Below are 22,344 nucleotides of genomic sequence, written 5' to 3' on the forward strand. Positions count from 1 at the left end.
CGAAATCACTGCGGCGGGCGCCCGGACGGCGGCGTCCGCAAGGGATGACGCAAACGAAACGGGCTCCGTGCCTTGCGGCGCGGAGCCCGTTTTAGGGAAGGCGAGGCGGCTTAGCTGCCGTACACGTCGAAGTCGAAGTACTTCTTCTCGATCTTCTTGTAGGTGCCGTCCTTGATGATGTCGGCGATGGCCTTGTCGATCTTGGTCTTCAGGTCGGTGTCTTCCTTGCGCAGGCCGATGCCGGCGCCGTTGCCGAGCGTCTTCGGATCGTCGAGGTCCTTGCCCGCGAAGTCGAAGCCCGCGCCGCGCGGCGTCTTCAGGAAGCCGATTTCGGCCTGCACGGCGTCCTGCAGCGCGGCGTCGAGGCGGCCCGACGTCAGGTCGGCGTAGACCTGATCCTGGTTCTGGTACGGCGTGACCGTCACGCCCTTCGGCGCCCAGTAGGTCTTCGCGTAGGTTTCCTGGATCGTGCCTTGTTCCACGCCGACGTTCTTGCCCTTCAGGCTTTCGGCCGTCGGCAGGATGTTGCTGCCTTTCTTCGCGACCAGTCGCGTGGGCGTGTTGAACAGCTTGCTCGAGAAGGCGATCTGCTCGGCGCGTTGCGGGGTCATCGACATCGACGAGAGCACGCCGTCGAACTTCTTCGCCTTGAGGGCGGGGATCATGCCGTCGAAGTCATTCTCGACCCACACGCATTTCGCCTTGAGGCGCGAGCAGATCTCGTTGCCGAGATCGATATCGAAACCGACCAGCTTGCCGTCGGAACCCTTGGATTCGAACGGGGGATAGCTGGCGTCGACACCGAAGCGGATCGTCGAATAGTCCTTCGCCTGCGCGGCGGTGACGGCGGTGAGCGACGTGGCGGCGAGAAGGGACATCGTCAGTGCCGCGAGCAGTTTCTTCACTGTTGTAACTCCAGAAGGTGGTCGGTTCTACCCGGAAGGTCTCGTTTCCAGGCGACCGGCGCATGGTTGGGGCGCCGGATCAGGTGCATTCCGCGGATCGTGTCCGCTCAGAATCGGCAGAAGGTTACCAAGCCAAAAATGTTGGGGAGCTAGTGAAAGCCCCGATAGCGGGTCTTCGAAGCCTTGCGGTGTGAGGAAGGTGCTTCATGCGGCCTTCAACTCGATGTGCGGATGCAACCCGACGCGCACGGCCAGTGCCAGCAGCATGTCGAGGCTGAACTTGTCCCACTTGCTTCGGTTTAGGTCGGAAACACGCGGCTGGGTGATGCCGAGCGCCTGAGCAGCCTGTGCCTGGGTCCAGCCGCGGGCTTCGATCACCTGACGCAACGAAGCCATCAGGTCGGCGCGGAGACTGAGCAGGAGAGCCTCTTCCTCGGGAAAGCCGAGGTCGGCGAAGACGTTTCCGCTCGAATCTACAATGGGTTCGTTCATGATTCAGCCTCCAATCAGCCGATAGCGGCGAGCCGCCAGTTCAATACCTTCGTGTCGCGTTTTTTGGGTCTTCTTTTGGAACGCGTGAAGCACATAGACTGCGTCGCTGAACTTCGCGACGTAAAGTACTCGCCACTCTCCCTCGACATGAATGCGGATTCATACGCCCCCGCGCCGACTGTTGGCATGGGTTTGAAGTCATCCGGCATCAGGCCACGCTGCACGGCGTCCAGCTGGAATCCGGTGTGGCGGCGCGCTTCCAGGGGAAATTTGCGCAGATCCTCCAATGTTGTACCGACGAAGCGTAAGGTTTTCATCCCTACAATATACAAGTATATGTATATTTTTGAGGCTTGGGCAATGTGAAATTTGGTCGTCGGCGTGTGTTGTCCGAGTTGCTTCGAATTGGCGTGACTTGGGAAGGATTTCGCGGCTCTGCGTGCACTTGCTGCATGTTTGCGTTCCGTGTGCCAAACTCCGCAGGACGTACCCGGGCCGAGACCAATCTTCGAATATGTCCGACACGCTCAACCCAGTCGAAGCAGATCATGCGATGCGCCACTGGACCTACCGGTCCACTGGGAAAATCCCGATCGGTTCGGACCTGCACAAGCGCATGTTCTGCGAGATGCTCCTCACGACGCACAACCCGTACAAGCCCGCCGTCATCGACTGGCCGCCGCTCGAACCCGCCGCGCTGAAGCGCGTGACCTCGCTGCCCATCTGGGATATCGCGGTGCAGACGGAAGGGCGCGCATCGATCCGCGTCGCCACCTACGCGGCCACGGTTGCCGACGCGCATCTGCGCGAGGCGCTGCGCATGAACGGCGGCGAGGAGGCGCGTCACAAGCTGGTGTTGTCGAAGCTGGTGGAGGCGTATGGCATCGAACTCGCGCCGGAACCGCCATATCCCGCCCCCGCCGATCCTTTACGCGCCTGGATGCTGACCGGCTACAGCGAATGCATCGACAGTTTCTTCGCGTTCGGGCTGTTCGAGGCGGCGCGGCAATCGGGCTACTTTCCCGAAGCGCTGGTCGAAACCTTCGAGCCGGTGATCCAGGAAGAAGCGCGTCATATCTTGTTCTTCGCCAACTGGGTGGCGTGGTACCGGCGCAGCCTGCCGTGGTATCGCAAGCCGTGGTTCCTGGCGAAGACCGCGAGCGTGTGGGTCTCGCTGATCCGCGACCGCATTTCCCTCGCGCGCGGCTTCGACACGAGCGGCGCCGCGCAGGACGCGAACTTCCCGGCGAATGTCGGCGATTCGGTGGCGGGCGATGTTTCGGTGCGCGCGCTGATCGAAACGTGTCTGAAAGAGAACGACCGCCGCATGGGCGGTTACGACGCGCGGCTCCTGCGCCCCGTCACCGTGCCGAAGCTCGCGCGCCTCGCGCTGCGCTTCATCCGCAAATAAGGCCTCATTCTTCCCGTTTCCGCTTCGCTGACGCATCGAAGCGCCGCGAGGCTTCCTCGACCTCTTGCCGGAAGCGCACCAGCGCGGCCACCTGCGTGTCCGGCGGCTGCAGCGCCGCCCACAGGACGTCCACGAGTTCGTTCGCCGTCGTCTCGATCTGAGCCTGACTCAAGCGCCGCTTCGCGAGCGTCGCATCCCACAGAACGTGCTCCATCGGGCCGAACACGAGCGAGCGCAACAGCCGCAGCGGCACGTCGCTGCGCACGTGGCCGAGCGCCTGGCCGTGCGCGAGCACGTCCATCAGCGGCGCGGTGTAGCGGCGCTGCAATTCCGTGAGCGCGTCCGACAGATCGTGCTGCTTGGTGCGGCCCTCCGACAGCACCAGCGAGCAGAGCCCGGTGCCGTTCATCAGCATGAGCCGCATGTGCGTCCTGACGATGAACGCAAACTGCTGATGCACCGTGCCGTCGCGCGGCAGGCCGGTTTCGAAGGCATCGATGATCTCGTCGTACCAGTCGGCGATCACGCGCGCGCACAAATCCCGCTTGCCGCTGAAATAGCTGAAGACCGTGGCTTCGGAGATGCCCGCGCGCTGCGCGATCTCCGCGCTGGTTGCGGCGTCGTAACCCTTCTCGGCGAAGACTTCGCGGCCGGCCTGGAGAATCTCCTTCACGCGCTGCTGCGACTTGATGCCGGCGGGCGCGCGGCGGCCGGAAGCGGTGGTATGCGTCGACATGATCGGAATGCAGCCCTGGAAACGTCTCGAATAAATGTGAGCGTAGCTCAAAAACCTATTGACGGCCAGCCAATTTGAGCGTGAAATTGCCCAATCCAGCGGTTACCGGCGTGGTGTGAGCCAGACTCAACACGCGGTAGCCGCCGAAAACATCCGTATTCACGAGGAGACGCTTCATGAGCAACCTGCCCGGTCTGAATTTCGCGTTGGGCGAAGACATCGACATGCTGCGCGATTCGCTCGCCCATTTCGCGGCGAAGGAAATCGCCCCGCGCGCCGGCGAAATCGACCATTCGGATCAGTTCCCGATGGACCTCTGGAAGAAATTCGGCGACCTGGGCGTGCTCGGCATGACGGTGTCCGAGGAATACGGCGGCGCGAACATGGGCTACGTCGCCCACATGGTGGCCATGGAGGAAATCTCGCGGGCGTCGGCGTCGGTGGGCTTGTCGTACGGCGCGCATTCGAATCTGTGCGTGAACCAGATTCATCGCAACGGCACCGAGGCGCAGAAGCAGAAGTACCTGCCGAAGCTCGTTTCCGGCGAGCATATCGGCGCACTCGCGATGAGCGAGCCGAACGCGGGATCGGACGTCGTCAGCATGAAGCTGCGCGCCGAAGAGAAGGGCGACCACTACGTGCTCAACGGCACGAAGATGTGGATCACCAACGGCCCCGACTGCGACACGCTGGTCGTCTACGCGAAGACCGACATCGAAGCGGGCGCGCGCGGCATCACGGCGTTCATCGTCGAGAAGGGCATGAAGGGGTTATCGGTCGCGCAGAAGCTCGACAAGCTGGGCATGCGCGGCTCGCATACCGGCGAACTCGTGTTCGAGAACGTGGAAGTGCCGAAGGAAAACATCCTCGGGCAGCTGAACGGCGGCACCAAGGTGCTGATGAGCGGCCTCGACTACGAACGTGCCGTGCTCGCGGGCGGCCCGACCGGCATCATGCTTGCGTGCATGGACGCGGTGGTGCCGTATATCCACGATCGCAAGCAGTTCGGCCAGGCCATCGGCGAATTCCAGCTGATCCAGGGCAAGGTCGCCGACATGTATTCCACGTTGCAGGCGTGCCGCGCGTATCTCTACGCGGTCGGCCGCCAGCTCGACACGCTCGGCGCCGGCCACGTGCGCCAGGTGCGCAAGGACTGCGCGGGCGTGATCCTCTACACCGCCGAAAAAGCCACGTGGATGGCCGGCGAAGCCATCCAGGTCCTCGGCGGCAACGGCTACATCAACGAGTATCCGGTGGGCCGTCTGTGGCGCGACGCCAAGCTGTATGAAATCGGTGCGGGCACGAGCGAGATCCGCCGCATGCTGATCGGCCGCGAACTGTTCGCCGAGACGGCTTGAGGGCGCGACATGACGATCATCGAATCGAAGCTGAATCCGCGCGGCGAGGAGTTCCGCGCCAATGTGCAGGCGCTCGAAGCGCTCGTCGCCGATCTGAAGCAGAAGGTCGCGAAACTCGCGGAAGGCGGCGGGCAGGCCGCGCGCGACCGCCACGTATCACGCAACAAGCTGCTGCCGCGCGACCGCATCGCGCAGTTGCTCGATCCGGGCACGCCGTTCCTGGAGCTGTCGCAACTGGCCGCGTACGGCATGTACAACGACGAAGCGCCGGGCGCGGGGATCATCACGGGCATCGGACGCATCGCGGGGCAGGAATGCGTGATCGTGTGCAACGACGCCACCGTGAAGGGCGGCACCTACTATCCCGTCACGGTGAAGAAGCATTTGCGCGCGCAGGAAATCGCAGAGCAGAACCGGCTGCCGTGTGTCTATCTGGTCGATTCGGGCGGCGCGAACCTGCCGAATCAGGACGACGTGTTCCCCGACCGCGATCACTTCGGCCGCATCTTCTACAACCAGGCGAACCTGTCGGCGCAAGGCATTGCGCAGATCGCGGTGGTCATGGGTTCGTGCACCGCGGGCGGCGCCTACGTACCCGCGATGTCCGATGAATCGATCATCGTGAAGAACCAGGGCACGATTTTTCTGGGCGGCCCGCCGCTCGTGAAGGCGGCGACCGGCGAGGAAGTGAGCGCCGAGGATCTCGGCGGCGGTGATGTCCATACGCGTCTGTCGGGCGTCGTGGATCATCTCGCGCAGAACGATGCACATGCGCTCGGCATTGCGCGCAGCATCGTCGGCAATCTGAACCGCGTGAAGACGCCTACGCTGGCGCTGAAGGATCCGCTGCCGCCGCGCTACGACCCGCAGAGCGTCTACGGCGTGATTCCCGCCGACACCCGCAAGCCCTTCGACGTGCGCGAAGTGATCGCGCGCATCGTCGACGACTCCGCCTTCGACGAATTCAAGGCCCGTTACGGCACCACGCTCGTCTGCGGCTTCGCGCATGTGTGGGGGCATCCGGTGGGCATCGTCGCGAACAACGGCATTCTGTTCAGCGAGTCCGCGCTGAAGGGCGCGCATTTCATCGAACTGTGCGCGCAGCGCAAGATTCCGCTCGTGTTCCTGCAGAACATCACCGGCTTCATGGTCGGCCGCAAGTACGAGAACGAAGGCATCGCACGCAACGGCGCGAAGATGGTGACGGCCGTCGCCACGGCGAAGGTGCCGAAGTTCACGATCATCATCGGCGGCTCGTTCGGCGCGGGCAACTACGGCATGTGCGGCCGCGCGTATTCGCCGCGCTTTCTGTGGATGTGGCCGAACGCGCGCATCTCGGTGATGGGCGGCGAACAGGCGGCGTCGGTGCTCGCCACGGTGCGGCGCGACGGCATCGAGAAGAAGGGCGGCGCGTGGTCGAAGGAAGAGGAAGAGGCGTTCAAGGCGCCGATCCGCGATCAATATGAAGTGCAAGGCCATCCGTACTATGCGAGCGCGCGTCTGTGGGACGACGGCGTGATCGATCCCGCGCAGACGCGCGACGTGCTGGGCCTCGGGTTGGCCGCGACGCTGAACGCGCCCATCGAAGACACGCGCTTCGGCGTATTCCGGATGTGACGACAGGAGTTGGCGCTTTAGCGCCTTACTCCTGTCCTCTGCAGAGCAAAGACATGTTCAACAAGATACTGATTGCAAATCGTGGCGAGATCGCCTGCCGTGTCGCGGCGACCGCCAAGCGGATGAACATCGGCAGCGTCGCCGTGTATTCGGATGCGGACGCGAAGGCCAAGCATGTCGCTGTCTGCGACGAAGCCGTGCACGTGGGCGGCGCGGCGGCGTCCGAGAGTTACCTGCGCATCGAGCGCATCGTCGCGGCCGCGCTGGCGACCGGCGCGCAGGCCATTCATCCGGGCTATGGCTTTCTCTCGGAAAACGAGGACTTCGCCAACGCCTGCGAGAAGGCGGGGCTGGTGTTCATCGGACCGTCCGTCGATGCGATCCGCGCGATGGGTTCCAAGGCCGCCGCCAAGGCGCTGATGCAGTCCGCTGCGGTGCCGCTCGTGCCGGGCTATCACGGCGACGACCAGGATCCCGCGCTGTTGCAGCGCGAGGCCGACGGCATCGGTTATCCGGTGCTGCTGAAAGCGAGCGCGGGCGGCGGCGGCAAGGGCATGCGCGTGGTCGAACGCAGCGAGGATTTCGCGGCGGCGCTGGCCTCGTGCAAGCGCGAGGCGGCCTCGAGTTTCGGCAACGACCGCGTGCTGATCGAGAAGTATCTGCAACGTCCGCGTCACGTCGAAGTGCAGGTGTTCGCGGATCAGCATGGTCACGCGGTCTATCTGTTCGACCGCGATTGCTCCGTGCAGCGCCGCCACCAGAAAGTGCTGGAAGAAGCGCCGGCGCCGGGTCTCGCCGATGAAACCCGCCGCGCGATGGGCGAAGCCGCCGTTGCGGCGGCGCGCGCGGTGGATTACGTCGGCGCGGGCACGGTCGAGTTCATCATGACGCAGGACGGCCAGTTCTACTTCATGGAGATGAACACGCGCCTGCAAGTGGAACATCCGGTGACCGAGATGGTGACCGGACTGGACCTCGTCGAATGGCAGTTGCGCGTGGCGGCGGGCGAGCCGTTGCCGCTCGGCCAGGATCAACTGAAGGTACACGGACACGCCATCGAGGCGCGCATCTACGCGGAGAATCCGTCGCGCGGCTTCCTGCCGTCGACGGGCACGCTCAAGCATCTGAGCATGCCGCACGCGGTGGAATTTTCCATCGACGGCGACGTGCGCGTGGACAGCGGCGTACGTCGCGGCGATGCGATCACGCCGTTCTACGACCCGATGATCGCGAAGCTCATCGTGCATGGCCGCGACCGCCGCGACGCGCTCGCCCGCATGGGGCGCGCGCTGGCGCAATGCGAGATCGTCGGGCTGTCGACCAATGTCGAATTCCTGCTGCGCATCGTGCAGAGCGAGCCGTTCAGCACGGGGGAGCTGGACACGGGGCTGATCGAGCGGCATCACGACGCGCTGTTCGCGCCGTCGAAGGTATCGCGCAAGCATGCGCTGGCGCTCGCCTGCGCGGCACTCCTCACGCGCGAGGGCGGCGAGGCGCATGGTCACTCGCCGTGGGATGCGCTGTCGCACTGGCGCATGGCGGGCGGCTACAGCCAGGATCTGAACTGGCGCGCGGCGGACACGGACGAAACGCTGAAGGTGATCTTCACGAAAGCCGGCGACAAGCGTCTGCAACTCAACGGCGAGCAGGCGCGCTTCGACTGGTCGCATAGCGGCGAGACCTCGTTCGCGGTGCAACTGGACGACGCGCTCATCAAAGGTCACGTCTTCACCGACGGCGATCTGTTCCACGTCTTCCACGAAGGCGCGGCGATGCAGTTCGAGTGGCAGAACCTGATGGCCCACGCCGGCGATGTCGAGCAGGAAGGTCGCCTCACCGCGCCGATGCCGGGCAAGGTGATCGCCGTGCTGGTGGAACCGGGCGCGCTGGTGCAGAAGGGCGCGCCGCTGATGGTCATGGAAGCGATGAAGATGGAGCACACCATCGTCGCGCCGGGGCCGGGCACGATCGGCGAGATTCTGTTCGCGGTGGGCGATCAGGTTGCCGACGGCTCGCAACTGCTCGTGCTGGAAGCCGCGCAGGCCGCCTGAAAGCTAGCGCCGGCCCCGGGTGGGCGTGCCGAGCAGCGTGCTTTCGCTTTCGGTGCGCACCAGGATTTCCACGCGCCGGTTCAGCGCGCGGCCTTGCGCGGTGTCGTTGCTGGCGATCGGCCGCAGCCAGGCCGCGCCCTTGGTCGTGATGCGCTGGGCCGGCACGCCGCGCTGGATCAGCGCCTGCGCCACCGCCTGCGCGCGCGCTTCGGACAGGTTGCGGTTGTAGCCGAGCGAGCCTTGATTGTCGGTGTGTCCTTCGATCAGCACAGGCCGCATGCTGCGCTTCAGCACGACGGCGACCCGATCCAGCATCGGCGACTGTCCCGCGCGAATGTCGACTTCGTCGGTGTCGAACAGCGGCGCCTCGGGCAGCCGGATTTCGACGCCACCCTTCACGGCAAGCGTCGTGATGCCATAGCGTGCATTGACCTCGTCTTCCTTCGAGCGGTTGAGCTTGGTCGAACAACCGGCCAGCAGCGCGAGCGCCACGCATGCCGAAGCCGTGGCCCGCAGCGTCATTCCCTGTGCGGTCTTTCCCGTCATTGAACCTTCCCTGCATCGATGCGGAGCTTCGATTATAGGGAGAGCGGCGCGCCGTCCCGCAAAGGGGGCGTCGGCACGCGCCCGGGCATGCGTGATTACAATGAACGGGGACGATTTTTGCTCCCGATTTTTGCTTGCTTATCCGCACCCTCACGAGGCCCCCGTTTTCATGCCCATCCCGCCGCGCAACGACTCGACGCCGGATCCATCCGGACGCACCTTCAAGATGCAGCGCACGGCTTCGGCGGTGCTGTACGCGGTTCTCGTGCTGGTGGCGCTGTACACCGCGCGCACCTTCATCCCGGCGGTCGTGTGGGCGGCCGTGATCGCCATCGCGCTCTGGCCGGCCCTCGGCTGGCTCGAACGCAAGCCGTTCTTCAAGCACCATCACATCGTGCTTGCGGTGTGCCTGACGGCGGCCATCGGCCTGTTGTTCGTGGTGCCGTTCTTCATCGTCGCGGCGCAGACCATCAATGAAGCGCACGACATGCTGCACTGGTTCCACGATGTCCTGCGCACCGGCTTCCCGATGCCCGCCTTCGTCGATCATCTGCCGATGAGCGCGCAGATCTCGCGCTGGTGGCAGGCGAATCTCGCGACGCCGCTCGATGCCTCGCCCGCCGTCAAGAACCTGCACAGCGCCACCGTGGTCGCGATGACCCGTCACTTCGGCGGGCGCGTGGTGCATGGTTTCTTCATCTTCGGCTTCATGCTGATGACGCTGTTCTTCGTATTCCAGGCGGGATCGAAGCTCGGGCAGCAGTTGCTCGCGGGCTCGCGCCGCGCGTTCGGCGCCGATGGCGCGGCGATCGTGCGGCGCATGGCCGAATCGGTGCGCAGCACGGTGGTCGGGCTGGTGGTCGTGGGGCTGGGCGAGGGCGCGCTGCTCGGCGTCGCGTACATTGTCACAGGCGTGCCGCACGCGAGCCTGCTCGGCATGCTCACCGCCGTCGCGGCGATGCTGCCGTTCTGCGCGCCGATCGTCTTTCTTGGCTCGGCGCTGTGGCTGCTCGCGCAGGGCTCGACGGTCGCGGCCATCTGCGTCGCCGTGTTCGGGCTGATCGTCGTGTTCGTGGCGGAGCACTTCGTGCGGCCGGTGCTGATCGGCGGCTCGGCGCGGCTGCCGTTCCTGCTGGTGCTGTTCGGGATTCTCGGCGGCGCGGAGACTTTCGGACTCATCGGCCTGTTCATCGGCCCGGCGCTGATGACGATCCTCGTCGTGCTGTGGACCGATTACGTCGTGGAGCGGCGCAGCGGTCCGCGCGCGTGACCGGGCCTCAGCCGCGTTCCTGCACGCAGACCCATGGCGACGTCACCACCGCCCACAATTCGGGGTCGCGCGCGGCGAGATCGGCGGCGGTTTCGGCCTGCATGCGCTCGACGAGCCCGGCCGAGAGCCATTGCGTGACCTGGCGGGTGTCGTCATTGGCAACGGCTTCCGCGACGCTCACCAGATCGAGATCGCCCTTGACCCAGATGAGCTTGCCCTGCGCGAAGAAGCGTTCGAGTTCGGACCAGCCGATCTGGGCGGTTTCACCGAGGAGCCGGGCGTAGAGCGGGCTGGGCGTGGAAGCGTCGGACATGATGTGAGGCGGGGAGAAAACGAAAGGCGTCCGACACTATAGCGCAGTGCCGGACGCCTTCTGTTCTGACTTCTGCCGCGCGTGTCTTACAGGTCGAAGAACACCGTCTCGTTCGGCCCGCGCAGATGGACGTCGAAGCGATAGATGCTGCCCGACGATCCCGGCTTCGCCGCCGGACCCGTCTCGCGCTTCGCAATCAGCGTATGCCGGCGCTCGGCCGGAACGCTCTGCAGCACCGCGTCCTTCGCGTTGGCTTCGGCTTCGTCCTCGAAATAGATGCGCGTGTAGGTATGCAGCAGCATGCCGCGCATCAGCACGATCACGTCCAGATGCGGCGCGGAATCGTCAGCGGTCTTGCCGGGCTTCACCGTATCGACGATGAAGCGCAGCTTCGGATCCGTGCCCGTGCCGACGCGGGCAAAGCCGCGAAAGCCCGACTCGCGCGCTTCCTGCACGCTCTGCACATAGCGGCCCGAGGCATCGGCCTGGGCGACTTCGAGCAGCGCGTCGTTGACGGGCTTGCCTTCGGCGTCGAACACATTGCCGACCACGGCGATATGTTCGCCCGGCACCTCACGGTCCGCCGCCGATGCGGTGAACAGGCTCTTCAGGTCGAAGTTGTACTGCTCGGGAACCAGGCCGTAGGCGAAGTACGGGCCGACGGTCTGCGAAGGGGTTTGCTTGAGCGTGGTCATGGGGTTCACTCCGTCGGCGTCTGGTCGGGGCCGCGCAGCACGATGTCGAATTCGTAGCCGAGCGCGTAGCCTTCCTGCGTGGTGTCGATGGAAAAGCGCGACACGAGACGGTTGCGCGCCTGTTCGGGGATGCCCTGGAAGATCGGGTCCAGTTCCAGCAGCGGGTCGCCGGGGAAGTACATCTGCGTGACGAGACGCGAACCGAAATACTCGCCGAACAGCGAGAAGTGGATATGGTTCGGGCGCCATGCGTTCGTGTGATTGCCCCACGGATACGCGCCGGGCTTGATCGTCATGAAGCGGTAGCGGCCTTCGTCGTCGGTCAGGCAGCGGCCGGCGCCGAGAAAGTTCGGGTCGAGCGGCGCGTCGTGCTGATCCGCCTTGTGCACGTAGCGGCCCGCCGCGTTCGCCTGCCACACTTCCACCAGCGTGTTGCGCACGGGGCGGCCGCCCTCGTCGAGCACGCGGCCCGTCACCACGATGCGCTCGCCCAGCGGCGCGCCGTTCTTCGCGGCGTTGCGGGTGAGGTCGGCGTCGAGCACGCCCAGATCGTCGGCGCCGTAGACCGGCACGCGGCGATTGCGCAGGTTTTCCTTCAGCGGGATAAGCGGCAGCCCGGGGCTGCGCAGCACCGACGACTTGTAGCCCGGCGACAGATACGGCGGATGGGATTCCCAGTCGCGCGGCGTGAGGATGGGGGAGGTCATTCGACTGTCTCCTTGAATTTTGTGAGGACTGAACCCGGTGTTTCTGACAAGTACTTTATAGAACGACGCAAGTTATGGAAAATGATGTTTCGTGCCATCTTGCATAACCAGTCCTCATGGATACCGACTTTACCAACACCCGCGTCAAGTTCCGGCATCTGCAGTGTTTCCTGGCCGTCACGCAGCTCGGCAGCGTGCAGCGCGCGGCCGACAGTCTGTCGATCACCCAGCCGGCGGTGTCGAAGACCATCGGGGAACTGGAATCGATGCTGGGCGTGCGTCTGTTCGAGCGCGGCCGGCGCGGCGCGGTTCCGACCCGCGAAGGGCGCCTCTTCGCGCCGCATGCGAGCGCGTGCGTGGCGTCGCTGCGGGAAGGCGTCGACATGCTGCTGCGCGAGCGCGGCGACGTGCCCGGTTCCATCTCCATCGGCATCCTGCCGACGGTCGCGCCCGTGCTGCTGTCGCCGGCGCTGCTGTCGTTCCGGCAGCAGTGGCCGGCGGTGTCGCTGTCCGTCTGGACAGATTCGAATGCGCTGCTGCTGGAAAAGCTCAAGGCGGGCGAGGTGGATCTGGTGGTCGGCCGGCTGTCCGAGCCGGAGGCCATGCACGGGCTGTCATTCGAGCAGATTTATCGGGAACCACTGGCGGTGGTGGTAAGGCGCGAACATCCGCTTACGCTGGAAACGCCGTTGACGCCCGCGCTGCTGGCGCGCTTTGCCATCGTCGTGCCGCCGTTCGGCACGCTGATTCGTCAGTCGGCTGAAAGCGTGCTGACCGCGTTCGGCGCGCATGCGCTGACGGCGCTGGTCGAGACGCTGTCGGTGTCGCTTGGACGTTCGCTCGCGCTGAACAACGATGCCGTCTGGTTCGTACCTGCGGGCGCGGTGGAGCAGGACATCGCGCTCGGGCTGCTGGCCGCCTTGCCGATGCCGTTCGCCGGCACCGACGAGCCGATCGGCCTGATCCGCCGCAACGACGCGGCGCGCACGCCGGTGGAGGAGACGCTGGTCGATGCGCTGCGGGAAGCGGGCAGGGGCCGTGCCGGGAGCAAATGACCGGAAGGCATGAGCGGCGCGCAAGTTGCTTAAGGAGCATTTACCGCGCAGATCTGGCGCGAAAGAAATACTATGACGATAGGGTGGAGGAACGGCGCGGCTGCAACGAATGCGGGCCACGACGGTCAGAAGCAGATTCCGCCCGCGTCATGGTTGCCACCGTTTGACCGCACCGTACCCCGAACATGTTCGCAAGATGAAGACAGTACTGCTCGTCGACGACGACCCCGCCACCATCGAAGCCTGGACCCTCTGCATGGAGGGCGAGGACTGCACCGTGTTATGCGCGTTCGACGGCAATGGCGCCCTGACGATACTCGGCGAGCAGCAAGTGGATATCGTCGTTTCGGACTGGATGATGCCGGGCCTGGGCGGCGCGCTGCTGTGCCAGACGATGAAGAACGACACGGCGTTCTCGCATATCCCTTTCCTGATGATTTCGGGCCATCCGAATCCACCCGCATTCGTCAGCTACGACGGCTACCTGCGCAAGCCCGTCGACATGGAAACGCTCATTTCCGCTGTCAACCGCTTGTGCGCCGCGAAGAAGCGGCCACTTTACTGAGGGATGGCTAGCGCAGGATCGCCAGCGCTTCGTCCATCTGCGTTTGCGCGAGCCGGTTCAGTTGCTGCGGGATCTCGCAGTCGAGCGGCAGGCACGGCGTAACGATCACGCGGATATGTCCGCCCCGGTCCGGCCAGCCTTTCGCGGGCCATACCTTGCCGGCATCGTGGACCACCGGCACGACGGGCACCCGCGCCGCGCAGGCGAGGCGCACGCCGCCCGAGGCCAGCTTGAGCGGCGCATCGTGCGCGACGCGCGTGCCTTCGGGGAAGATCACCACCGAGTCGCCCTTCTTCAGCCGCACGGCGGATTCGCGCGTCACCGCGCCGTGAGCCTGGCGGATCGAGCCGCGATCGAGGCTCACCATGTCGAGCCCGCGCAGCACCCAGCCGAAGAACGGGATGTTCATGAGTTCGTGCTTGAACACGAAGCTGATGCGGCGCGGGAAAAGCGCCATGAAGGACAGCGTTTCCCAGGTCGATTCATGCCGCGACAGGATGATGCACGGTCCGGCCGGCAGGTGCTCCAGACCTTCGATGGAACAGGTGACGCCGGTGATGACGCGCATCATCGTGACCATCGCGCGGCACCAGAGCCTTGCAAGCCGGTAGCGCCCGTTACGGCCCACGAAGGGAAACAGTGGCAGGATCAGGATCGACCAGACGATGCCGCTGCCGAGCAGATATGTGGCGAACAGCCACTTGACGAGGGTGCGGCGCATCGGATTCACAAGATGACGGGAGGGTGACAGCGGAGCAAGCCGCAAGCATAGCGTATCGGGCCTGGCCTGGCCTGGCCGGGGCGGCTGCGGCGGGCGACGCCTCCAGCGGCCTCGCGCGAGCGATGCAACAATGGACCCCCGGTCAAACCATCACGCAGGGAAGCGAGCTCATGGAAAATCAGGCGCCCAGGGATTTCGACGAAGGCATGCTCGAAGTGGGCGACGGCCATTCGATCTACTGGCGGGCACAAGGTCCGCGCGACGCGCCGGTGATGCTCGTCGTGCATGGCGGCCCCGGTGGCGCGATGAACCTCAAATGGGCGGACGTGCTGGAGCCGGACGCGTGGCGCGTCGTGTTCTTCGACCAGCGCGGCTGCGGCAAGTCCACGCCGTTCGGCAAGCTGGAGCACAACGGCATCGAGGCGCTGGTCGGCGACATGGAAAAACTGCGCGAGGCGTTGCAGATCGAGCGCTGGGCGCTGTTCGGCGGCTCGTGGGGCACGACGCTCGCGCTGGCCTACGGCGTCGCGCATCCCGAGCGCTGTCTCGGCTTCCTGCTGCGCGGCATCTTTTTGGCGCGGCGTGAGGACATCGACTGGTTCCTGTGGGACGTGCGCCGCGTCTTTCCCGATGCGCATCGCGCCTTTCTCGACGCCATCGAGACAGCCAGCGGCAAGCGGCCCGCCAGCGCGCCGGAGATCCTGCAATTGACCGAGGCGCCGCTCGCGCGTTTCGACGAAGCCGGTACGCAGCTCGCGCGTGCGTGGACCCGCTACGAAACCACGCTGTCGGTCGTGAACAAGCCCGAGAAGGAACCGTCGGACGAGGCGAAGCGGCCGAGCGCGGAAGCCAATGCCGCGGCAATCTCGATGGCCCTGCTCGAACGCCACTACATTGCGCACGAATTGCCGCCGGCGCCGCTGCTGCCGCAGGTTGCGCGCATCGCGCATCTGCCTTGCCGGATCGTGCACGGGCGCTTCGACATGGTGTGCCCGGCCGACCAGGCGAGCGCGCTCGCGGCTCACTGGCCCGGCGCGCACTTGTCGATCGTGGATGCGGCGGGGCACTGGACTTTCGAGACCGGAAATGTGGCGGCGCTGCGCGCGGGCGCGGCAGCGCTTGCCGGCGCGGTCAAGCAGGCCTAGGCAGGAAAGCGGCTCAGAGAATCGCGGGCGCGTCTTCAATCAGACGCCGCCAGTCGAGATCCGCGCCGATCACGACGGGCTTCGACGCGCGTTGCGTCGCGATGGTCAGCGTCACGCACAGCGAGGTGCCCGTCACGGAGAGATACGGCGCGCTGGTGATGACCTGCTGCGGGTTGGCGTGGGCATCGACGAAATACGGGCGGTTGTCCCAGCGGCCCGTCGCCGGGTCGGCGATCGGCGCGAAACGTTCGCTCGGCGTCTTCGCGGCGGAACCGGCCAGCCCCGGCGTGAATTCGCGGCCCGCCTGATCCAGAAAGAAGCAACTGAGGGTGCAGGGCAGGGCGAGCAGTTCGGCGCAGGCGCTGTGCGTCGCGGCGCCGGCGGCGAAGCGCTCGGCTGCCTGCAACAGCCCCGCACGATACGGCAGCACCAGCAGATCGCCCGCCAGCCGCTCGGCGCGGCGCAGGTGGGCGAGCTGGTCGAAGACGTCCTCGAAAAGCGGCGTGGCCGCGCCGCGTGCGGCGAGTTGCGCGGCGGGCAGCCCGAACAGATAGCCCTGCACGAAGTCGACGTTCGAGCGCGCGGCGAGCATCAGGTCCTCGCCCGTCTCGATGCCCTCCGCCACGACGAACATGCCCGATTCATGCAGCAGATCGACGAGCTTCGGCATCAGCGCGTCGCGCATGTGGGCGCTTTTCGCGCGCACGAGGCTGCGGTCGAGCTTGACAATATCCGGCCTGAGCGTGAGCAGCCGGTCGATATTTGAATGGCCCGCGCCGAAGTCATCGACCGCGACGAGGAAGCCCTGCGCACGGAACGCGTGCGTCGCGCGCGCGATTTCGACGACATCGGTGCCGCCGGATTCGAGCACTTCGATCACGAGCCGCTCTGGCGCCAAACCCGCGCCGCGCGTGGCCGCGGCGAGCCGTGCGGCATAGCCGGGATCGGTGAAGGTCGCCGGATTGATATTGAGGAAGAGCCATTGCGCGGGCGGCAGCAGCGGCGCGGCGTTGCGCAGATGCGTGACGTGGCTCATGCGGTCGAGTTCGGTCAGCGTGCCCGCGACGATCGCCCGCCCGAACAGATCGAACGGGCCGATCAGCGCGCCATCGCCCGCATCGCCGCGCAGCAGCGCCTCGTAGCCGACCTCGCGCTGATGCGGCAGGCTGTAGATCGGCTGCAGGTGCGTGCGCAGCGTGATCCCGTCGACGATTTGCGTCTGTGCGGTCGCCACGTTCAGACGGCGGAGACCGGCGTCGCCTGCGCGACGGCCGTATTCGGCTCGAGGGACGCGCGCGCCGTCGGACGAGCGCAGAAAATGGCAGACAGGTCGATGAACAACACGGCAGTCACGCGTTTTCGTGGGGATGTGGGCAATATCGGCTGATCGTGCTCAAACTTGAGCAGCGGTCGTCCAGACGTCTGCACTGCGCGCCCGGATTGCCGCCTCGGCCGCCGCGACCTATCTTTGTTGATGCGGCGGTATGATCCGGCTGCAACTTCTGCCGCGTGTCGCTCGTCGAACGCTGCAACGAACCCTAGAGAGAGACTGATGGCGCAACAAAAAACCAACCCGAAACTCGAACAGGCGCTGACCCGCGGCGATCTCGCGATCCGTCAGGCCAACTCGGGCCGCGCCACCGCGGTGCTCCGCGCACTCGGCAAGATGATCGTCGAGGCATCGGCGACCATCGGCGTTGAAGCGCACGTCGTCATTCACGATGGCGACAAGATCTACGATCCCGCCGACGGCGTCTGGCCGCAGCAATTGCTGATTTCGCTCGATGGCCCGGTCGAGGAAAACGATCCGGATGAAATCCGCACCGTAACCCTGCTCGCCGATACCCCGGCCACGATTTTCCGCTGCGAATGGCAACGGGCTGACGGGAATCTCGGCCGTCAGGAAGGCAAGCCGCTCGCGATGGTCGCGTTCATTACCGACGTGGATATTCCCTGGCTCGACGAAGACGACTGATTTTTTCAGACTGTTTTGTCGTCATTCACACGGCCGACATGATTATGTCGTGCCAAAGGCGGACGTCTCTCATCGCAGAGCGTCCGCTTTTGTTTGTTCATTCCATTCGGGGTGAATCCGGATTTTCTCCATTTATGCCATTTCGCAGGATCTGCGAAGTGCCGCGGACAGCAAACGTTACCGCGTCGCGTTTTTCCCGTGTTTTCCAGTATTTACGATGTCCTCCGAAAAGGTTTTTCGAACGCTATTCTTCATCAGGCTTCTCACGTCGTCAGCACAGCACGCCCCTGGTTGCCATTTCACTCAATTTCCGGCCCGCATATATCGGTAGCGCATATGCATATTTCGGCTTGCGGCGGCTGTCTGACGGTCGATTCGTCGATTAGAAGCTTTCCTCCAATGCTTTAGCCTGAAATTTGCTGGGAAACGGCGGCAAGCGCGCACCCCCGTATTTGACTTCGTGAGAGGCTCGTTGAGCCGTGTGTGAGGAACTCACCCAAAACCGTCCTTCACACACGGACCTTTCCAATCGCCAAGAAAAAATGGGGTATTACAAATGGAACGTCTTAACCTTGCCAATCACACCGCCGCTAACCTGACTGAAGCAGCGGCCCGTCCGACTCTCACCGTGGTGCCCACGCTTCAGAAAACGGAGCGGATGCCGTTTACGATTCGTATCGTCCGTGACGATGCGGGGCTCCAGAAGGCCGTGAGCATCAGACGTTCGGCCTATGGGCGACATCTGCCCGAATTCGCCGATACGATGACCATCGAATCGTCCGACCGCGAGCGCGGTACGGTCGTGCTGCTGGCGGAATCGAAGCTCGATGGCGCGCCGCTCGGCACCATGCGCATTCAGACCAATGCTTACAGCCCGCTGGCGGTGGAGCAGTCGGTGCGTCTGCCCGACGAACTGGCCGGCAGCCGGCTCGCGGAAGCGACCCGGCTCGGCGTGGCGGGCGGAATGGTGGGACGGGTGGTGAAGGTGGCATTGTGCAAGGCGCTGTGGATGCTGTGCGAATTGCACGAGATCGACTACATGGTAATCACGGCGCGTACGCCGCTGGACCGCGAGTACGAAGCGATGCTCTTCAAGGACGTGTTCGGCGTCAACGAGTTCCTGCCGATGACGCATGTCGGCGGCCTGCCCCACCGGGTGCTGGCCAAGGATGTCGCCGCCGCGCGCCAGCGTTGGGAGGAGGCGCGTCATCCGCTGTTCAACTACATGGTCAATACGCACCATCCGGACATCGATTTGCATTCTGTAGATTTATCTTTTGAGTGGGAAACGGTAGGATGTTCCAAGACCCCGTTGATGGCTTACGGACGGTAAAAATATGGGTCTCGTGCGGGTAAAAAAGTACGGTCGTATCTAGGACGGTAATAGCAAAAAAAACCGGACACGGAGCGGTCCGGTTGGCCAGAAGCGGCGGCGCCCGGGGATTCACACGGCTCCGCCGCCGCTTTGCGCAGACGCATCGGGCGTCGGCGCACACGGGGGTTTTTCCAGGTATGGCGTCGGTTATTCCAGCTTCCCTTTCGCGTATCAGACGCAGCGGCTCGTGGATCGACGACGCGCTTTATGTCGTCGCGGTTTATGCCGTGCCCGTCCTGATTCTGCTCGGCACGCTGGCCACGCTTTATTTTCTGCCGCGCCAATATGAAACCCGCGGCGCCATTCCGCTTTCTTTACAGGTTGTCGCCGATCGGAGCGATATCACCGACCCTGCCGACGCCCTCGAGGCATTGCACGGGACCGCGCCGGTCACAAGCTACAGCACGCGTCTTTCTGAAAAACCCATCTGGTTCAGCTTCACCTTGCCCAGTATGAGCGCGGACGCGTCGACGGCTGCGGAATTGCCGTCGCGCCACGCGCAGACTCTCGCCTGCTGGAATGCCAGCACGCTCGCGCCGCTGGGGACGGCGGACCGTGACAGCGTCAGCGGCTATATGCATCCGGTCAAGGCCGGTTATTACATTCAGGCGGGCCGCCTGCGCCAATCTGAAAACATTCTCTGTAAAGGCACATTTTCAGGTCCCGCGCAAATCAACGCTTTTGCCTGGGAATGGCAAGGCCTGCGCAGTTCGGCGCTCGATTTTCAGGAAAGCTCGGGTTTGATTGCCGGCGGCTTGCTGACGCTCGCCGTTTTCGTGTTTGTCACCGCGCTGATCAATCACGAGTGGACCTATGTGATTTTTGCGGTATGGCTGGTCGGCAATTTGCGCTTGTGCGCGAATGCAATGGGCTGGGACATGCAATGGCTCGGCCGCATGCTGCCGTCGGATTACCTTCAGCCGTTGCGGCAAATTACCTTCGCCGCTTATTACCTGCTGACCGCCGCGCTGTTTCAGCAGTTGTTCCGGCGTGAACTGCGAGTCGTCGGATACCGGTGGCTGCTGCGGGTCATTCAATACGTCGGCATCGTGCTGCTCGCCGCTGCACTCGCGCTGCCGTATGCGTATTTCATTCCGGTGCTGTGGGTCATCGCCGGCTTCGGCATCTGTGTGCTGCTGTTCTTCCTCGTCCGGCTCGTGTGCATGGCGCGCTCGCGCACCGTCCTCTGGTATGTGGCCTCGCTCGCGGTCGTGCTGTTCGCCACCTTTTCCGAAGTCCTGGGCGCGGCCTTCGGCCTGAAGTTCCTGGTCGGCGGCGTCAATACCGTGATGGCCGCGTTGTCGTCGAGCATGATGGCGGCATTCGCCATTGCCGAGCAGATGCGCGCCGAGCGCGATTTCCGCCGTCAGGCGCAGATGGAACTGCGCAACACCTACGAAGTCACGCCCATCGGGCTTTTCACGCTCGATGCCGAAGGTCGCTTCGTGCGCGCGAATCCGTCCTTGCGCGCGATGCTCGACCTGCAGAAGTCCGACTACAAGATCCGCCACTGGAACGACTATTTCGAGGCGGGCGCCTGGGGAGCGCTGCAGGCGCTGGCGTCGAAGGGCAGCGACGGCGAACTCGAAATGAGCGGTTCGCCCGAACGCGGCACCGGCGAGCGTCGTTATTTGCTGAAGGCCATTCGCTCGAACGGCTGGATCGAAGGCTCGCTGCAGGATACGACCGAGCGCTCGAAGGCCGTCGAGCGCCTGCGCTTCCTCGCCGAACACGATCCGCTGACCGGCTCGCTGAACCGGCGCGGCATCGAAAAGGCGATCGCCGCGCAAAGCGATGAAACGTTGCCCTGGGCGCTGGCCTATGTCGATCTCGACCGCTTCAAGCTCGTCAACGACCTGTTCGGCCATCGCAGCGGCGACGAAGTGCTGCGCCAGGTCGCGGCGCGCACGCGGGCGCATTTTGCGCGCAGCTATCCGGTAGGGCGTATTGGCGGCGACGAGTTCGTCTGCGTGATGCACGACACGTCGATCGAAGAGGCCATCGCGCAATGCCGCGAGCTCATTTCCATCCTCTCCGACGCGCCTTATCAGGTCGGCAATCGCGCGTTCCAGGTGAAGGCGTCGATCGGCCTGGTCGAATGTTCGCAGGGCGTGCGCGTGCAGGAAGCGCTGTCGCACGCGGACCGCGCGTGCCGCGAGGCGAAGAAGGTCGCGCACACGCATCTGGTCACGTATCGCAAGGGCGCAGCCGCGTTCGAGGAGCGCGCGGAAGAATTGAGGCTGGTCGAGACGCTCGGCCGCAATCGCCTGCCGCCGGGCCTGTTCCTCGTCATGCAGCCGATCATGTCGCTCGCGGCGCCCACCGAATCGCTCAACTTCGAAGTGCTGCTGCGCATGCGCGCGCCCGACGGCGCCACGCTGCCCGCCGGCAAGGTGATCGTCGCGGCGGAGGAGTCGGGCAATATCGCGGCCATCGACCGCTGGGTCATCTCCACACTCCTCGAATGGATCGAGGCGCACCAGCATCTGCTGGCCAACACGCAGTTCATCTGCGTGAACCTGTCGGGCGGCTCGCTCAACGACGAGCAGTTCATGGAGGACATCTTCGCGCTGTTCGGCCGTTACCAGTCCATCGTGCATTACCTCTGCCTGGAAATCACCGAGAGCGTGGCGCTGCACGATCTCGAGAACACGCAGCGCTTCATCGCGCGCGTGCATGACATGGGCGGCAAGATCGCGCTCGACGACTTCGGCGCCGGCTACACGTCATTCAAGTATCTGAAGGCGCTGTCGGCGGATGCGCTGAAGATCGACGGCGAGTTCGTGCGCTCGATGTGCGCGCATCCGGCGGATATCGCGATCGTCGAGGCGATCGTCGCGCTGGCGCGTAATCTCGGCATGCGCAGCGTCGCGGAGTGGGTGGAGGACCTGGATACCTTGCGGGCGTTGCAGGAGATCGGCGTCGATTACGTGCAAGGCTACCTCGTTGCGCGGCCGCAGGAGAGCACCGCCATTCTCACGGCGGCTTCGGCGGCGAGCTTCCTCAAGGATCCGGACGTGGTGAGCTTTGTGGAAGGACTCTCGGAGCCCGTCCAGGCCACCGTCTTCAATTACGACTGGCAGGCGCGCGCGTCGGGCACGCACTGAAACGCGCCAGTCCGTCGATCACGCGGTGTCCATCTCGTTGAGAATCTTGCTTGCCGCGATGGGAATGCGGGTGTCGTCCCATTGCGCGAGCCACTGGATTTCCTTGCGGGTGAAATAGCCCGGGTGATTGCGCAGCGCGAACTGCAGCGAATCGACGATGTGATCGCGGATGATCTGGGGCGCGTTGTCGTCGTTGACGATGGCGTGCAGCGCTTCGAGTGTGCTCATGTTTCGGCGAGGTTTTAATGAATGATCCTGCGCCGAACATAACCGACTAAAAATCGCGTCAAAAATAACGGT

At 64.5% G+C, this 22,344-nt stretch carries 22 protein-coding genes; 11 read left to right on the plus strand and 11 right to left on the minus strand.

Going from position 1 to position 22,344, the window contains the following annotated elements; translation table 11 throughout:
* Positions 1-110: 110 nt before the first annotated feature.
* From QCE64_RS29185 to QCE64_RS38000, 3 genes are all read right to left on the minus strand, one after another.
* On the minus strand, positions 111-905 hold the full coding sequence (locus tag QCE64_RS29185; RefSeq protein WP_309925808.1) for an ABC transporter substrate-binding protein: 795 nt from the start codon (positions 903-905) through the stop codon (positions 111-113).
* Between the two features lie 204 nt (positions 906-1,109).
* Positions 1,110-1,397 carry a helix-turn-helix transcriptional regulator gene (locus tag QCE64_RS29190; protein WP_309819528.1) on the minus strand — a complete coding sequence of 96 codons (288 nt, stop codon included), beginning with the start codon at positions 1,395-1,397 and terminating at the stop codon, positions 1,110-1,112.
* A 3-nt stretch (positions 1,398-1,400) separates the two neighbouring features.
* Entirely contained in the window at positions 1,401-1,556 is a 156-nt protein-coding gene (locus QCE64_RS38000; protein WP_404987788.1) for a type II toxin-antitoxin system RelE/ParE family toxin, read from the minus strand.
* Between the two features lie 355 nt (positions 1,557-1,911).
* On the opposite strand from QCE64_RS38000, the gene QCE64_RS29200 reads away from it, so the two are divergent.
* On the plus strand, positions 1,912-2,808 hold the full coding sequence (locus QCE64_RS29200) for a ferritin-like domain-containing protein (RefSeq protein ID WP_309925814.1): 897 nt from the start codon (positions 1,912-1,914) through the stop codon (positions 2,806-2,808).
* A gap of 4 nt (positions 2,809-2,812) precedes the next feature.
* On the opposite strand, the gene QCE64_RS29205 is transcribed toward QCE64_RS29200, so the two are convergent.
* Positions 2,813-3,544 carry a TetR/AcrR family transcriptional regulator gene (locus tag QCE64_RS29205; protein WP_310007668.1) on the minus strand — a complete coding sequence of 244 codons (732 nt, stop codon included), beginning with the start codon at positions 3,542-3,544 and terminating at the stop codon, positions 2,813-2,815.
* A 176-nt stretch (positions 3,545-3,720) separates the two neighbouring features.
* On the opposite strand from QCE64_RS29205, the gene QCE64_RS29210 reads away from it, so the two are divergent.
* The 3 genes from QCE64_RS29210 to QCE64_RS29220 are packed head-to-tail and all read left to right on the plus strand — an operon-like array spanning position 3,721 to position 8,570.
* Positions 3,721-4,902: an isovaleryl-CoA dehydrogenase gene (locus tag QCE64_RS29210; protein WP_310007670.1), complete on the plus strand. Its 1,182-nt coding sequence runs from the start codon at positions 3,721-3,723 to the stop codon at positions 4,900-4,902.
* A 9-nt stretch (positions 4,903-4,911) separates the two neighbouring features.
* A complete protein-coding gene (locus tag QCE64_RS29215) occupies positions 4,912-6,519 on the plus strand; it encodes a carboxyl transferase domain-containing protein (protein ID WP_309934497.1) in 1,608 nt (535 codons plus the stop codon).
* A gap of 53 nt (positions 6,520-6,572) precedes the next feature.
* Positions 6,573-8,570 (plus strand): acetyl/propionyl/methylcrotonyl-CoA carboxylase subunit alpha, encoded by a 1,998-nt coding sequence (locus QCE64_RS29220; protein ID WP_310007671.1) that lies wholly within the window; start codon positions 6,573-6,575, stop codon positions 8,568-8,570.
* Between the two features lie 3 nt (positions 8,571-8,573).
* Here QCE64_RS29220 and QCE64_RS29225 read toward each other — a convergent pair whose 3' ends face one another.
* Entirely contained in the window at positions 8,574-9,116 is a 543-nt protein-coding gene (locus QCE64_RS29225) for an OmpA family protein (protein ID WP_309925825.1), read from the minus strand.
* Between the two features lie 169 nt (positions 9,117-9,285).
* On the opposite strand from QCE64_RS29225, the gene QCE64_RS29230 reads away from it, so the two are divergent.
* The gene (locus QCE64_RS29230; protein WP_309934500.1) at positions 9,286-10,386 is read left to right on the plus strand and encodes an AI-2E family transporter; all 1,101 of its coding nucleotides are present in this window, start codon (positions 9,286-9,288) and stop codon (positions 10,384-10,386) included.
* A 7-nt stretch (positions 10,387-10,393) separates the two neighbouring features.
* Here the strand turns inward: QCE64_RS29230 and QCE64_RS29235 are convergent, their stop codons facing one another.
* The 3 genes from QCE64_RS29235 to pcaH all read right to left on the minus strand — a co-directional run bounded on the left by QCE64_RS29235 (position 10,394) and on the right by pcaH (position 12,101).
* Complete coding sequence (locus QCE64_RS29235; RefSeq protein WP_309925828.1) at positions 10,394-10,699, minus strand: DUF2288 domain-containing protein; 306 nt, start codon at positions 10,697-10,699, stop codon at positions 10,394-10,396.
* A gap of 86 nt (positions 10,700-10,785) precedes the next feature.
* The gene (gene pcaG, locus QCE64_RS29240) at positions 10,786-11,394 is read right to left on the minus strand and encodes a protocatechuate 3,4-dioxygenase subunit alpha (RefSeq protein WP_309925829.1); all 609 of its coding nucleotides are present in this window, start codon (positions 11,392-11,394) and stop codon (positions 10,786-10,788) included.
* Between the two features lie 5 nt (positions 11,395-11,399).
* Positions 11,400-12,101 (minus strand): protocatechuate 3,4-dioxygenase subunit beta, encoded by a 702-nt coding sequence (gene pcaH, locus QCE64_RS29245; protein ID WP_309819549.1) that lies wholly within the window; start codon positions 12,099-12,101, stop codon positions 11,400-11,402.
* Positions 12,102-12,217: 116 nt separating this feature from the next.
* Here pcaH and pcaQ point away from each other — a divergent pair, with 116 nt between their 5' ends.
* Positions 12,218-13,156 (plus strand): pca operon transcription factor PcaQ, encoded by a 939-nt coding sequence (gene pcaQ / locus QCE64_RS29250; protein WP_309925830.1) that lies wholly within the window; start codon positions 12,218-12,220, stop codon positions 13,154-13,156.
* A 196-nt stretch (positions 13,157-13,352) separates the two neighbouring features.
* Complete coding sequence (locus QCE64_RS29255) at positions 13,353-13,721, plus strand: response regulator (protein ID WP_309925831.1); 369 nt, start codon at positions 13,353-13,355, stop codon at positions 13,719-13,721.
* 7 nt (positions 13,722-13,728) lie between these two features.
* Here the strand turns inward: QCE64_RS29255 and QCE64_RS29260 are convergent, their stop codons facing one another.
* Positions 13,729-14,442, minus strand: coding sequence for a lysophospholipid acyltransferase family protein (locus QCE64_RS29260; RefSeq protein ID WP_309819555.1), 714 nt, complete (start codon positions 14,440-14,442; stop codon positions 13,729-13,731).
* A gap of 170 nt (positions 14,443-14,612) precedes the next feature.
* Here QCE64_RS29260 and pip point away from each other — a divergent pair, with 170 nt between their 5' ends.
* A complete protein-coding gene (pip, locus tag QCE64_RS29265; RefSeq protein ID WP_310007673.1) occupies positions 14,613-15,587 on the plus strand; it encodes a prolyl aminopeptidase in 975 nt (324 codons plus the stop codon).
* 13 nt (positions 15,588-15,600) lie between these two features.
* Here pip and QCE64_RS29270 read toward each other — a convergent pair whose 3' ends face one another.
* Positions 15,601-16,821 (minus strand): EAL domain-containing protein, encoded by a 1,221-nt coding sequence (locus tag QCE64_RS29270; protein WP_310007674.1) that lies wholly within the window; start codon positions 16,819-16,821, stop codon positions 15,601-15,603.
* Between the two features lie 318 nt (positions 16,822-17,139).
* Here QCE64_RS29270 and QCE64_RS29275 point away from each other — a divergent pair, with 318 nt between their 5' ends.
* The 3 genes from QCE64_RS29275 to QCE64_RS29285 all read left to right on the plus strand — a co-directional run bounded on the left by QCE64_RS29275 (position 17,140) and on the right by QCE64_RS29285 (position 22,044).
* On the plus strand, positions 17,140-17,562 hold the full coding sequence (locus tag QCE64_RS29275) for a hypothetical protein (protein ID WP_309819560.1): 423 nt from the start codon (positions 17,140-17,142) through the stop codon (positions 17,560-17,562).
* A 556-nt stretch (positions 17,563-18,118) separates the two neighbouring features.
* On the plus strand, positions 18,119-18,895 hold the full coding sequence (locus QCE64_RS29280; RefSeq protein WP_310007676.1) for an N-acyl amino acid synthase FeeM domain-containing protein: 777 nt from the start codon (positions 18,119-18,121) through the stop codon (positions 18,893-18,895).
* 179 nt (positions 18,896-19,074) lie between these two features.
* Positions 19,075-22,044, plus strand: coding sequence for a putative bifunctional diguanylate cyclase/phosphodiesterase (locus QCE64_RS29285; RefSeq protein ID WP_404987548.1), 2,970 nt, complete (start codon positions 19,075-19,077; stop codon positions 22,042-22,044).
* A gap of 18 nt (positions 22,045-22,062) precedes the next feature.
* On the opposite strand, the gene QCE64_RS29290 is transcribed toward QCE64_RS29285, so the two are convergent.
* On the minus strand, positions 22,063-22,272 hold the full coding sequence (locus QCE64_RS29290; protein ID WP_309819565.1) for a hypothetical protein: 210 nt from the start codon (positions 22,270-22,272) through the stop codon (positions 22,063-22,065).
* Positions 22,273-22,344: the final 72 nt, after the last annotated feature.

The organism is Caballeronia sp. LZ043, from assembly GCF_031451075.1.
In the GTDB taxonomy this organism is placed as follows: Bacteria; Pseudomonadota; Gammaproteobacteria; order Burkholderiales; family Burkholderiaceae; genus Caballeronia.

What these genes read in the sequence shown, in the direction of transcription:
- QCE64_RS29190 (WP_309819528.1), bottom strand. Translation starts at nt 1,397, where the DNA reads ATGAACGAACCCATTGTAGATTCGAGCGGAAACGTCTTCGCCGACCTC.
- QCE64_RS29200 (WP_309925814.1), top strand. Translation starts at nt 1,912, where the DNA reads ATGTCCGACACGCTCAACCCAGTCGAAGCAGATCATGCGATGCGCCAC.
- QCE64_RS29205 (WP_310007668.1), bottom strand. Translation starts at nt 3,544, where the DNA reads ATGTCGACGCATACCACCGCTTCCGGCCGCCGCGCGCCCGCCGGCATC.
- QCE64_RS29210 (WP_310007670.1), top strand. Translation starts at nt 3,721, where the DNA reads ATGAGCAACCTGCCCGGTCTGAATTTCGCGTTGGGCGAAGACATCGAC.
- QCE64_RS29215 (WP_309934497.1), top strand. Translation starts at nt 4,912, where the DNA reads ATGACGATCATCGAATCGAAGCTGAATCCGCGCGGCGAGGAGTTCCGC.
- QCE64_RS29220 (WP_310007671.1), top strand. Translation starts at nt 6,573, where the DNA reads ATGTTCAACAAGATACTGATTGCAAATCGTGGCGAGATCGCCTGCCGT.
- QCE64_RS29225 (WP_309925825.1), bottom strand. Translation starts at nt 9,116, where the DNA reads ATGACGGGAAAGACCGCACAGGGAATGACGCTGCGGGCCACGGCTTCG.
- QCE64_RS29230 (WP_309934500.1), top strand. Translation starts at nt 9,286, where the DNA reads ATGCCCATCCCGCCGCGCAACGACTCGACGCCGGATCCATCCGGACGC.
- QCE64_RS29235 (WP_309925828.1), bottom strand. Translation starts at nt 10,699, where the DNA reads ATGTCCGACGCTTCCACGCCCAGCCCGCTCTACGCCCGGCTCCTCGGT.
- pcaG (WP_309925829.1), bottom strand. Translation starts at nt 11,394, where the DNA reads ATGACCACGCTCAAGCAAACCCCTTCGCAGACCGTCGGCCCGTACTTC.
- pcaH (WP_309819549.1), bottom strand. Translation starts at nt 12,101, where the DNA reads ATGACCTCCCCCATCCTCACGCCGCGCGACTGGGAATCCCATCCGCCG.
- pcaQ (WP_309925830.1), top strand. Translation starts at nt 12,218, where the DNA reads ATGGATACCGACTTTACCAACACCCGCGTCAAGTTCCGGCATCTGCAG.
- QCE64_RS29255 (WP_309925831.1), top strand. Translation starts at nt 13,353, where the DNA reads ATGAAGACAGTACTGCTCGTCGACGACGACCCCGCCACCATCGAAGCC.
- QCE64_RS29260 (WP_309819555.1), bottom strand. Translation starts at nt 14,442, where the DNA reads ATGCGCCGCACCCTCGTCAAGTGGCTGTTCGCCACATATCTGCTCGGC.
- pip (WP_310007673.1), top strand. Translation starts at nt 14,613, where the DNA reads ATGGAAAATCAGGCGCCCAGGGATTTCGACGAAGGCATGCTCGAAGTG.
- QCE64_RS29275 (WP_309819560.1), top strand. Translation starts at nt 17,140, where the DNA reads ATGGCGCAACAAAAAACCAACCCGAAACTCGAACAGGCGCTGACCCGC.
- QCE64_RS29280 (WP_310007676.1), top strand. Translation starts at nt 18,119, where the DNA reads ATGGAACGTCTTAACCTTGCCAATCACACCGCCGCTAACCTGACTGAA.
- QCE64_RS29285 (WP_404987548.1), top strand. Translation starts at nt 19,075, where the DNA reads ATGGCGTCGGTTATTCCAGCTTCCCTTTCGCGTATCAGACGCAGCGGC.
- QCE64_RS29290 (WP_309819565.1), bottom strand. Translation starts at nt 22,272, where the DNA reads ATGAGCACACTCGAAGCGCTGCACGCCATCGTCAACGACGACAACGCG.